The organism is Spirillospora sp. NPDC047279 (genome assembly GCF_040643285.1).
Lineage (GTDB): Bacteria > Actinomycetota > Actinomycetes > Streptosporangiales > Streptosporangiaceae > Spirillospora.
Genome location: NZ_JBEYUA010000022.1, coordinates 148,664 through 159,172, shown reverse-complemented (window position 1 = coordinate 159,172; position 10,509 = coordinate 148,664). Strand labels below are relative to the sequence as shown.

Genomic DNA, 10,509 nt, shown 5'->3' with positions numbered 1-10,509 from the left:
CCGTGATTCCGAGTCGGGTGTTTTGATTTCACACGTGTTAACTTCCTTTCTGGCGCGGCCCCCGGCGGTGAACGCCTGCGGCGTTCAAACGGAGGTGGGCCTGCAGGTGAGGACGGTGACGCCGGAGGTGAAGGTGGTGGTGCCGGTGAGTTCGATGCCGGTGACGCTTTCGGGGCGGAACAGCGGCTCGCCCTGGCCCCTGAGGACGGGGTAGATCCAGACCCGGTACTCGTCGAGCAGCCCGGCGGTGGCCAGGTGGTCGGTGAGGCGGCCGTTGCCCCAGATCAGGATGTCGCCGCCGTCCTGCTCCTTGACCTTGGAGATCTCGGTGGTGAGGTCGTCGCCCGGGATGACCACGGTGGGGTTCCACGCGGCGGTGTCGACCGGCTGGGAGGCCACCACGTACTTGGTCATGGCGTTGACGTGGTCGGAGTAGGGGTTGCCGCCCATGTTCGGCCAGGCCTGGGCCATCCCCTCGTAGGTGACGCGGCCCAGCAGCAGCGCGTCGCAGCCGGTGGTCAGGGCGAAGGCGTAGGCCATGGCGTCCTCGCTGTTGTAGCTCAGGGACCACTCGTGGGGGTCGTCGATGAAGCCGTCGAGGGTGGCGTAGGTGGAGGCGATGATCTTTCGCATGATGTCTCCCTGGGGGGTGTGCGGCCTGGTGCCGGTGAGAGTGAGAGTGAGAGTGGGTGTGGTCGGGGGGCGGGCGTCGAAGGCGGTTGTCGGGGGTGAGGTCAGGCGGCTGCGCGGGTGGCGTGCCAGGGGGTGCTGTCGACGAAGTGGGTGTCGAAGCGGTCCTGGACGGCCAGCAGGTCCTGGGGGTCGGCGTGGCCGCGGCGGACGCGGTCGAGCAGGCGGAAGTAGTCGAACCGCTCCACGCCCGGGGTGATCATGATCAGCAGGTCGGCGCCCGATCCGGGTGCGGCCGCGAAGGCGTGGACGGTGTGCGGCGGGACCACGAGGGTGGCGCCGGCCTCGGCCTCCACCACTTCCTCGCCCGCCAGCACCTGGAGCCGCCCGTCCAGGACGAAGAACAGCTCGGCCGAGCCGCGGTGATAGTGCGGGGTCGCGCCGTCCTTGCCCCGGCCGAGCGTGGTGCGGCTGGCTCCGAGCAGGCCGCCGGTGGCCGAGGCGTCGGCCAGCAGGGCGATGGTGTTCGATCCGGCGCCGAGGAACTCGGCGTCCTGTGCGTGTACCACCAGGGGACTGAACGCTGTCCGCTGGTCCGGGGCCGTCCCCGGGGGTCGTGTTCCGCTCATGCCGGAGATGATTCCACGTCTGATAGTACGACGTCAAACTATACGGTGCTATCGGTATTTGACCTCGAACTATGATGGGGGCATGAGTGCCGCGAACCCGCATGACCACGCCCCCGCCTCCGGCTCACCCGCCCCCGCTCCCAGCCCGCCCGCCGGCGATCCGGCGGCCTCCGCCGACGCCGTGAACGCCGTGGACGCCGTGAACGCCGCCGACGCTGTGGACGCTGTGGTGGCCGCCTGGCAGCGGGAACGGCCGGACCTGGACCTGGCCGCGATCGCGGCCGTCGGCCGGCTGGGCCGGGTGAACCTGCTCCTGGGCCCGGCCCAGGAGCGGGTGTTCACCGAGTTCGGGCTGCAACGCGGCGAGTTCGACGTCCTGGCGGCGCTGCGGCGCTCGGGCGCCCCGTACGCCCTCAGCCCTTCACGCCTGTCGGACCTGCTGATGCTGTCGCGGGCGGGGATGACCAACCGGCTGGACCGGCTGGAGTCGGCCGGGATGATCGAACGTTCCCTGGACCGCGCCGACCGGCGCAGCTTCCAGATCCGCCTCACCGACCAGGGCTACGCCACCGTCGACGCCGCCATGACCCGGCACACCGCCAACGTCACCGCCCTGCTGGACTGCCTGACACCCGAAGAACTGACCACCCTGGACGCCCTGGCGCGCAAGCTCCTGCACCACCTGACCGCCCCTGCCTGACCGGGCCCGGCGACGGCGCCGGTCCGGTCGGCGTCGTCGGTCAGAGGTAGCCGGTGGGAGGCTCTCCGGGGCCGGTGGGGCCTGGGAGGGCCGGGCCGGGGCCGCGGGCGGGCGGGCCGGCCGCCGGTGCGTCCATGTCGGCGACGGCGAGGGGGCCCGCGTCCAGGGGTGTGTCGGCCTGGGCCGCCACGGCGGCGGGGGCGGGGTCGGTGAAGGTGGCGGGCATCTCGGCGGAGATGCCGGTGGCGGTGTCGGCGGTGTCGGCGGTGTCGGCGGTGTCGGCGGTCGCGGTCGGCCGGGTGCAGGTGGCGCCGTTGGTGGCGCCGTGCAGGAGGCGCGCGAACCAGACGGTCTTGCCGTCGCCCTCGGGGCGGCAGCCGAAGTCGGTGGCCAGTGCGCTGACCAGCAGCAGGCCGCGGCCGGCCTCGGCCCAGTCCATGAGCGGCGGCGAGGTGGGGCCGCCGGGTTTCTCGGGGTTGCCGTCGCTGATCTCGCCGACGAGGCGGTGCGCCTCCAGCCGGAGGCGCAGGCTCACCGGCCCGTCACCGTGCACGATCGCGTTGGTGACCAGTTCGTCGACCATCAGCACGATGTCGTCGATGTCGGCGGGGTCGGTGACCCGCCACGCTCGCAGGGTCTCGGTGGTGAGCGCGCGGGCGTGGGACGCGGCGCGGGCTTCCGCGGCCAGATCCCAGACCGCCGCCCGCTCGCCGACCCCCGTGCGTCCCTCGATCCCGAGCCATTTTGTACTCAATGCCCCGAACTCCTCACCTCTGCCGGTCCCCCGCAGGTCAGCACCCACAGGGCATGTTCCCGGTAGGCGCCGCGCGATAGGGCCCTGCCTCCAGATCTGGCCGAACCGGGAGTTCCCCGTACCGGCGGCGGCCAGGGTGCACGCACCCGCCCGCCCTTGCGCCCCGCGCTGGGGGCGCCGCCGGCCTTGTCGATCCGTCTCGGCTCATCGCTTACCCGCGCCCATCACATGTGAGGACGCCCCGCCGGGGACACGGGTGCACGTTCGTACATAATCCTCACTTTCCAGTCAGGTGATCGCGTTTCGGGGCCCCGGATGGAACGGGCACTGCCCGGATGCCGTTATGGTGGTCGGTGTCGGTGTGGCATGTGTCCCCCGGGCTCTACACAAAGCCTTCGTGGAATACCGCCGGGCAACCGGGCTGGAGCTACGTTGTGCCTTTCGCCGTGAGGCGACCACCACACCGGCCTGACGTCGGAGGCCCCGGTGAGAGGGAAACCCTCACCGGGGCCTTCGGCGTCGCCGGGGCGCCGGCCCGTGGCCGGGCGTCACGGACTCCCTTACTTGGAACCCGCCGGTAACGCCGGCGTCATCGTTGGCGGCCATGCTGGGGTGTCAGAGGCGGCCGAGTCCCTCGGCCTGATCGCGTTCCACCGGCATCCGTAGCCGCCGCGGCGGAGTTCGGGCCGGTGCGCCGCGCGAGTGCGCGCCCTGGAAAGGTGCGGAGAGCGCGTCCCGCGGGCGGCCGGGCCGGCCGCCCGCGGCACCCGCCCTCCTAGGACAACGCGGTGATGATCGCGGCCGCGATCGCCGTCACCACGCCGACCGCGGCCACCACGATGGCCGCGATCAGCCGGATCCGGCGGCTGCGCCGCTCCTGGCCGAGTCTCGACAGACGATGGGCCAGCCGCGGGTCGTCCTCACGGAGCTGGATCTCGATCTCGGCGAGGATCCGCTGCTCTTCCATCGACAGCGCCATGCCATACCTCCGGGGGGCGTGCAAGTGCTGTGTTCCTCCCCCGGAGGCAAGATCTTTATCCGCCCCGGACGGTAACCGTTGCGCCTCGGGACGGGGCGCTCTCGTGGTGGAGGCGGTCCAGGGCGGTGACGTAGTAGGTGTAGGTCGCGCCGGGCTTGGCGGTGGGGTCGACGATGCCGCCGCCGCGCACGCTGGCCAGCAGGGTCCCGGCGTCGACCGGCGCGCAGCCGGGCCGCTTGCCGTCGACGCGGTAGACCGCGTGGGCGGTGGCGTCCCTGGTGGTCTGCCAGCGCACCTTGACGCCGCTGCCGTCACGCTCCGCCGTCACGCCGCGGGCGGGCGCGGGCGCCTTGCCGCCGGGCGCGGCGGGCGGGATGGCGGGCCGCGCGTAGTGGTCCTTGCGCAGCCGTTCGGCGAACCCGCGCCGGTTGGAGGCCAGGTCCTTGCCGCTGAAGTACACGTCGCCCTTGACCGCCGGGTACCTCTTGTTGAGGTCGAGGTGGCGTGACAGCTCCGCGGGGTTCTTCCAGGTGGAGTCCTCGCCGACGCGGTAGGCGGCCTGCCCGATGGTCAGCTGCACCTTGGTGCCGGCGACCTCCCTGGACCACCAGCCGACCAGCCCGGCGTAGTCGGCGCGCGGGTCGCCGATCGGCCAGTACAGCTGAGGGGTGACGTAGTCGATCCACCCCTGCTTGATCCACTTGCGGGTGTCGGCGTACTGGTCGCTGTAGCTCTGCAGCGCCCTGGTCTTGGATCCGGACGGGTCGGAGGTGGAGTTGCGCCACACCCCGAACGGGCTGATGCCGAACCGCACCCACGGCTTGGCCTCGCCGATCTTCTGTGCGAGGCCGCGGACCATCGTGTCGACGTTCTGGCGCCGCCAGTCGGCCTTGCTCATGCCCTTGCCGTAGGCCTTGAACGTGGCCTGGTCGGGGTAGTCCCTGCCGCCCTCGGGATAGGGGTAGAAGTAGTCGTCGAAGTGCACGGCGTCGATGTCGTACTTGCGCACGACGTCCATGACCGACTTGGTGGCCAGGTCGCGCACCTGCGGGAGGCCCGGGTCGTACCACAGGCCGGTCCCGTACTGGCGGACCCAGCCGGGGTTCTGGCGGGCGGGGCTGTTGGGCGCCAGCTTCTTCAGGTCGTTGTCACGGCTCACCCGGTAGGGGTTGAACCAGGCGTGGAACTCCAGGTTGCGCGCGTGCGACTCCTTGATCATGAAGTCGAGGACGTCGTAGCCGGGGTTCTTGCCGGGGGTGCCGGTCAGCCACTTGGACCACGGCTCGTAGGGCGAGGGGTAGAACGCGTCGGAGTTGGGCCGGATCTGCACGAACACGGCGTTGAAGTTCATCGCCTTGGCGGTGTCGAGCAGCTTGCGGAACTGCGCCTGCTGGACGGCGGCGGGCTTCTTGGGGTCGCGCGGCCAGTCGATGCCGGCGACGGTGGCGATCCACATGGCGCGCACCTGCCGCTGCCTGGAGTCGCCCGCCGGCGCCTTGACCGCGCACTCGCCGCGGCCGGCGTCGGGCGCCTGCGCCCGCTCGGCGGTGCCGCCGGCCTCGCCGCCGCTGCCGCCGCTGTCGCCGATCGCCGGGATGCACGCCGTCAGCAGCCCGGCGGCCGCCAGCGCCGCCGCCGATGCCCTCGCTCTCGCCCCAAAGTGCCATGCCATAGCGGCCCATTGTTACTTACTCGTTGCCGTGCTTTTGCCCGAACCGCCCACCCTCGCCCGAAATCACGCTGACCTCGGCTTGCGTTCTTCGAACACATGTTCAAGACTGCGCAGAACACGACTATCGTGCTGGCGTTCGATCAAGGAGGGGTTCGCATGCGGTGGGATCATCTGCGGCCGGCCGAGGAGGCGCAGGGCCCGGCCCTGCCGCTGCTGGAGCGCACCGCGGTGGCGCGGACGTTCGCCACGCCGGAGTTCCGCGGCATGACGTTCTACGAGATCCAGGCCCGTTCGATCATCAACCGGGTGCCGCCGGCGTCGCGGATGATGTTCCGCTGGACCATCAACCCGTACCGGGGCTGCTCCCACGCCTGCAAATTACTGCTTCGCGCGTAAGACCCACGAGTACCTGGACCTGGACGCCGGCGCCGACTTCGACTCCAGGGTCGTGGTGAAGGTCAACGCGGCCGGTCTGGTGCGCCGCGAGCTGGCGGCGCCGCGGTGGCGGGGCGAGCACGTCGCGATGGGCACCAACGTCGACTGCTACCAGCGGGCCGAGGGCCGCTACCGGCTGATGCCGGGGATCATCGAGGCGCTGCGCGACGCGGCCAACCCGTTCTCGATCCTCACCAAGGGGTCGCTGATCCTGCGCGACCTGCCGCTGCTGGCCGAGGCGGCCGAACGCGCCGACGTCGGCACGATGGTGTCGGTGGGATCGCTGGACCGGGAACTGTGGCGCCAGGTGGAGCCGGGCACGCCCTCGCCGGGCAAGCGGCTGGAGGTGTGCGCGGCGCTGAACGGCGCGGGCGTGGACTGCGGCGTGCTGATGGGCCCGGTGCTGCCCTACCTGAGCGACTCGCCGCGGCAGCTGGAGGAGGTGGTCCGGCAGGCGGCGCAGGCGGGCGCCACCTCGATCGGCGCGATCACGCTGCATCTGCGGCCGGGGGCGCGCGAGTGGTACCTGGCGTGGCTGCGCGAGCACCGCCCCGACCTGGTGGTGCCGTACGCGCGGCTGTACCGGGGCGGCGCGTACGCGCCCAGGGACTACCAGGATCAGATCAGCGCGCGGGTGCGTGAGCTGGCCGAGCGGTACGGCATCGGGCGGCGCGGCGGGCGGCGCGGTGAGCGGAGGCGGGAACGGGAGCGGCCGGCGGCGGCCGGGCCCGAGCAGCTGAGCCTGCTGTGACGCCCGGGCCGGATGCGGCGCCGGGACATGTAAGTGGCTCTGTGGAGGACATAAGGACACCGTCAAGATTTTTTCAAACATCTGGTGGCCGTCGTCACATCTAACAGAACGTCGCCAACACACAGTCACGGAGCCGACGATGAACGCCACCGCAGACCTGAGCCGCATGTCCAGCCCCGCGCCGACGGTCACGGCCGTCATCCCGACCTTGAACGAGGCCGACAACCTGCGATGGCTGCTGCCGCGGCTGACGGGTGTCGACGAGATCGTCATCGTGGACGGGGAGTCCACCGACGGGTCGGCCGAGCTCGCCGCGGCGCTGCGTCCCGACGCGGTCGTCATCAGCCAGCCGCCGCGCGGCAAGGGCGCGGCGCTGCAGGCCGGGTTCGCCGCCGCCACCGGCGAGGTCATCGTGATGCTCGACGCCGACGGCAGCATGGACCCGCGGGAGATCCCGGCGTTCGTGGCGCTGGTCGCGCGCGGCTTCGACTTCGTGAAGGGCTCGCGGTACGCGTGCGGCGGCGGCTCGGAGGACCTGACGTTCCTGCGCCGGACCGGCAACAAGTGGCTGACCCGCATGGCCAACACGCTCTACCGCACCTCGTGGACCGACCTGTGCTACGGCTACGTCGCGATGCGCCGCAGCGCGGTCGGGCGGCTGCAGCTGCAGTCGTCGGGGTTCGAGATCGAGACCGAGATGTGCGTCAACGCGGTCACCACCGGGCTGCGCATCGCCGAGGTCGCCAGCTTCGAGAGCGACCGGCTGTTCGGCGAGTCGCACCTCAACACCTGGCGGGACGGCTGGCGGGTGCTGAAGATGATGGTCGGCAGCCGCGTGCACCCGGTCCGCGACCTGACGGTGCTGCCCGAGCCGACCCCGCTGCCCGCGGCGGCGGCCGCCTGACCCGCACGACGGCGACCCAAGGGCCCCGGCCCGCCTCCCGAAGGCGGACCGGGGCCCTTCGCCTTCCCTGCGGTCACTCCTCCGCGCCGGCCGCGGGGCCGGTGTCCAGGGTGCCGTCGAGGCGCCGCAGGATGCCCGCCCAGCCGCCGGGGCCGCCCATGATGCGGCGTCCCATCTGCTGGTTGGGGTTGTCGGGGTCGAAGCCGTCGTGTTCGAGGAACAGGCGGGTGCCGGTGCCCTCGGGTTCCAGCCGCCAGGTGACGGTGGAGTCCAGGCCGTTGTCCTGGCCGGGGTCGCGCCAGCTGTAGCGCAGCATCTTCTCGTTCTCGAACTCCAGCACCTGGCAGTGGCACACGCCCTCGAACCGCACGTTGGGGCGCGGCTGGGTGGTGAGGGTGAAGCGGTGCCCGATCTCGAGCCGGAAGTCGCACGGCATGAACCAGCGTGCCAGCAGCTCGGGGTCGGTCAGCGCCCGCCACACCCGGGCGGGCGGGTGCGGCAGGAACTGGTCGACGTGGATGGTGCGCAGGTCGTCGCCGGTGGTGGTCATGAGTCCTCCTCGTCCAGCAGGTCGCGCAGGTCGGCCATCTTCTGCCGCCAGAACCGCTCGTAGGGGTGCAGCCAGTCGGCCAGCTCCATCAGCGGGCCGGCCTCCAGCCGGTAGTGGCGTTCGCGGCCGTGCCGGGTCTCGGCGACCAGGCCGGCGTCGCGCAGCACCTTCAGGTGCTCGGACACGCTGGGCCGGGCCATGGCGAAGTGCGCGGCCAGCGCGTTGACCGTGCTCGGGCCCTCCAGCAGCAGCCGCAGCAGCTCGCGGCGGACGGGACTGGCCAGCGCGCCGAACAGGTCGTCGACGGTGCCGGTCACGCCTGCGCGAGGACGAACCCGTTGCCGTCGGGGTCGGTGAAGGTGGCCTGCCGTCCCCACGGGGTGTCGGTCGGGCCGTGCGCGGTGACGCCGGCGTCACGCAGGCGCGCCAGGTCGGCGTCCAGGTCGGCGGTCTCCAGCATGAGGCCGGTGACGCCGCCGGGCTCCATCTCCAGCCAGGTGGTGAGGACCAGGCTGGTGGCGGCGCCGGGCGGGGCGACCTCCAGCCAGCGGGCGTCGTCGCCGAACGGGACGGGGGTGTCGCCGAGCAGCTGGAAGCCGAGGGCGCCGGTGTAGAAGTCCTTGGCGCGGTCCTGGTCGGTGACGGGGAGGGACAGCCGCTGTACGCGTGTGATCGTCATGGCCACCATGATACGTAGGATTTCCCCTACCTATCAAGGTGTGGTCCGATGGGGGCGGGGGCGTTCGTCGGGTGGGTAGGAGGCGGGCCCTGCCCGGGGTCCTGATACGGAGGAATCGTGAAGTACATGTTGCTGATCGCCGGGGACGAGTCCGCGGCCGAGCACGCCGACGACGGCTGCGGCGGCTGGAGCGAGGAGATGGCCGGGCGCGGGGTGCTGGTCGGCGGCGGCGGGCTGCGGCCGCCGAGCGAGGCGACGACCGTGCGGGTGCGCGACGACCAGGTGCTGCTGACCGACGGGCCGTTCGCCGAGAGCAAGGAGCAGATCGGCGGGTTCTGCCTGATCGAGTGCGCCGATCTGGACGAGGCCATCGAGATCGCGGCCAGGCATCCGGCGTCCGGGTACGGCACGATCGAGATCCGGCCGCTCTGGCCGCAGTGACCGGCGGCGTGGAGCCTGCCGGCGTTCCCGCGGGTACGGGAGCGGCGCTGGAGCGGGCGTTCCGGGACGAGTGGGGCCAGGTGGTGGCGACGCTGATCCGCGTCACCGGCGACTGGGACCTGGCCGAGGAGTGCGCGCAGGAGGCGTTCGCGCAGGCGCTGCGCACCTGGCCGCGTGACGGGGTGCCCGACCGGCCCGGCGCGTGGCTGACGACGACGGCGCGCAACCGCGCCACCGACCGGCTCCGCCGCGCCGCGGTCGGCGCGGCCCGGCTGCGGGAGGCGGCCATGCTCTATCCCGATCCCGATCCCGATCCCGATCCTGGCACCGGTGCGGGCGGCGGCTTCGACGCCGGCGACGCGGGGGTGCCCGATGACCGGCTGCGGTTGATGTTCACCTGCTGCCATCCGGCGCTGGGCCTGGAGGCGCAGGTGGCGCTGACGCTGCGGACGCTGGCCGGGCTGACCACCGCGGAGATCGCGCGGGCGTTCCTGGTGGGCGAGCCGGCGATGTCCAAGCGGCTGACGCGCGCCAAGCAGAAGATCCGGCATGCCGGCATCCCGTACCGGGTGCCGCCCGCGCATCTGCTGCCCGAACGTACGCCTGCGGTGCTGGCGGTGCTGTATCTGCTGTTCAACGAGGGGTACACGGCGTCGGCGGGAGCCGACCCGGTGCGGGTGGAGCTGAGCGGCGAGGCGATCCGGCTGGGCCGGGTGCTGGCGCGGCTGATGCCCGACGAGCCGGAGGCGGTGGGGTTGCTGGCGCTGATGTTGCTGCACGACGCGCGCCGCGCCGCACGGTTCGACGGTTCGGGTGACCTGGTGCTGCTGGAGGATCAGGACCGGGCGCGGTGGGACGCGGCGGAGATCGGCGAGGGCACGGCGCTGCTGGAGCGGGTGCTGCGGCGCGGCCGTCCCGGCCCGTACCAGGTGCAGGCCGCGATCGCCGCCTGCCACGCGACGGCGGCCCGCGCCGCCGACACCGACTGGCCGCAGATCGCCGCCCTGTACGGGGAGCTGCTGCGGCTGGCGCCCTCGCCGGTGGTCGAGCTGAACCTGGCGGTCGCGGTGGGGATGGCGCACGGCCCGGCCGCGGCGCTGCCGCTGGTGCGGGAGCTGACGGCGTCGGGACGGCTGGCGGGGTATCACCTGCTGCCCGCGGTGCGCGCCGATCTGCTGCGCCGGCTGGGCCGTGCCGCCGAGGCGGCGCACGCCTACCGGGAGGCGCTGGAGCTGGCGTCGGCGGGTTCTGACCGCCGTTATCTGGAGCGCCGCCTCGCCGAGGTGAACGGCGGCGCGTGACCTGGGAGACATTTCGGGCCGGTGCCCGGGGGCGGGTGTCCGTGGGGGCGGGTGCCGTTCGTCGGTGGGGTGCAAGCGTATCCA

The 10,509-nt window shown here is 72.3% G+C and carries 14 protein-coding genes; 6 read left to right on the top strand and 8 right to left on the bottom strand.

Translation table 11 applies throughout. The features are described 5' to 3' along the window. Positions 1 to 84: 84 nt before the first annotated feature. On the bottom strand, positions 85 to 633 hold the full coding sequence (locus ABZ810_RS40765) for a dihydrofolate reductase family protein (protein ID WP_358412288.1): 549 nt from the start codon (positions 631 to 633) through the stop codon (positions 85 to 87). A 101-nt stretch (positions 634 to 734) separates the two neighbouring features. Next, a complete protein-coding gene (locus tag ABZ810_RS40760; protein WP_358412286.1) occupies positions 735 to 1,199 on the bottom strand; it encodes a cupin domain-containing protein in 465 nt (154 codons plus the stop codon). Between the two features lie 142 nt (positions 1,200 to 1,341). Here ABZ810_RS40760 and ABZ810_RS40755 point away from each other — a divergent pair, with 142 nt between their 5' ends. After that, on the top strand, positions 1,342 to 1,959 hold the full coding sequence (locus ABZ810_RS40755; protein ID WP_358412284.1) for a MarR family transcriptional regulator: 618 nt from the start codon (positions 1,342 to 1,344) through the stop codon (positions 1,957 to 1,959). A 40-nt stretch (positions 1,960 to 1,999) separates the two neighbouring features. Here the strand turns inward: ABZ810_RS40755 and ABZ810_RS40750 are convergent, their stop codons facing one another. The 3 genes from ABZ810_RS40750 to ABZ810_RS40740 all read right to left on the bottom strand — a co-directional run bounded on the left by ABZ810_RS40750 (position 2,000) and on the right by ABZ810_RS40740 (position 5,364). Further along, on the bottom strand, positions 2,000 to 2,713 hold the full coding sequence (locus ABZ810_RS40750) for an ATP-binding protein (protein WP_358412282.1): 714 nt from the start codon (positions 2,711 to 2,713) through the stop codon (positions 2,000 to 2,002). A gap of 775 nt (positions 2,714 to 3,488) precedes the next feature. Further along, complete coding sequence (locus ABZ810_RS40745) at positions 3,489 to 3,692, bottom strand: DUF3040 domain-containing protein (protein ID WP_358412280.1); 204 nt, start codon at positions 3,690 to 3,692, stop codon at positions 3,489 to 3,491. A gap of 55 nt (positions 3,693 to 3,747) precedes the next feature. Beyond that, entirely contained in the window at positions 3,748 to 5,364 is a 1,617-nt protein-coding gene (locus ABZ810_RS40740; RefSeq protein WP_358412278.1) for a family 10 glycosylhydrolase, read from the bottom strand. A gap of 96 nt (positions 5,365 to 5,460) precedes the next feature. Between ABZ810_RS40740 and ABZ810_RS40735 the strand changes: the two genes are divergently transcribed. The 3 genes from ABZ810_RS40735 (at position 5,461) to ABZ810_RS40725 (ending at position 7,454) form a co-directional block, all read left to right on the top strand. After that, positions 5,461 to 5,760: a hypothetical protein gene (locus ABZ810_RS40735; RefSeq protein WP_358412276.1), complete on the top strand. Its 300-nt coding sequence runs from the start codon at positions 5,461 to 5,463 to the stop codon at positions 5,758 to 5,760. A gap of 52 nt (positions 5,761 to 5,812) precedes the next feature. Further along, positions 5,813 to 6,550 (top strand): radical SAM protein, encoded by a 738-nt coding sequence (locus ABZ810_RS40730; RefSeq protein ID WP_358412274.1) that lies wholly within the window; start codon positions 5,813 to 5,815, stop codon positions 6,548 to 6,550. 139 nt (positions 6,551 to 6,689) lie between these two features. Continuing rightward, positions 6,690 to 7,454 carry a glycosyltransferase family 2 protein gene (locus ABZ810_RS40725; RefSeq protein ID WP_358412272.1) on the top strand — a complete coding sequence of 255 codons (765 nt, stop codon included), beginning with the start codon at positions 6,690 to 6,692 and terminating at the stop codon, positions 7,452 to 7,454. Positions 7,455 to 7,527: 73 nt separating this feature from the next. Here the strand turns inward: ABZ810_RS40725 and ABZ810_RS40720 are convergent, their stop codons facing one another. The 3 genes from ABZ810_RS40720 to ABZ810_RS40710 are packed head-to-tail and all read right to left on the bottom strand — an operon-like array spanning position 7,528 to position 8,683. Then, positions 7,528 to 8,004: an SRPBCC domain-containing protein gene (locus ABZ810_RS40720; RefSeq protein WP_358412270.1), complete on the bottom strand. Its 477-nt coding sequence runs from the start codon at positions 8,002 to 8,004 to the stop codon at positions 7,528 to 7,530. Further along, positions 8,001 to 8,321, bottom strand: coding sequence for a metalloregulator ArsR/SmtB family transcription factor (locus tag ABZ810_RS40715; protein ID WP_358412268.1), 321 nt, complete (start codon positions 8,319 to 8,321; stop codon positions 8,001 to 8,003). The genes ABZ810_RS40720 and ABZ810_RS40715 overlap by 4 nt, the downstream gene beginning before the upstream one ends. Next, complete coding sequence (locus ABZ810_RS40710; RefSeq protein WP_358412266.1) at positions 8,318 to 8,683, bottom strand: VOC family protein; 366 nt, start codon at positions 8,681 to 8,683, stop codon at positions 8,318 to 8,320. Before ABZ810_RS40710 ends, ABZ810_RS40715 begins: the two co-directional genes overlap by 4 nt. Positions 8,684 to 8,809: 126 nt before the next feature. On the opposite strand from ABZ810_RS40710, the gene ABZ810_RS40705 reads away from it, so the two are divergent. Then, positions 8,810 to 9,124, top strand: a complete 315-nt coding sequence (locus ABZ810_RS40705) for a YciI family protein (protein ID WP_358412297.1) — start codon at positions 8,810 to 8,812, stop codon at positions 9,122 to 9,124. Positions 9,125 to 9,132: 8 nt separating this feature from the next. Continuing rightward, complete coding sequence (locus tag ABZ810_RS40700; RefSeq protein ID WP_358412264.1) at positions 9,133 to 10,425, top strand: RNA polymerase sigma factor; 1,293 nt, start codon at positions 9,133 to 9,135, stop codon at positions 10,423 to 10,425. Positions 10,426 to 10,509: the final 84 nt, after the last annotated feature.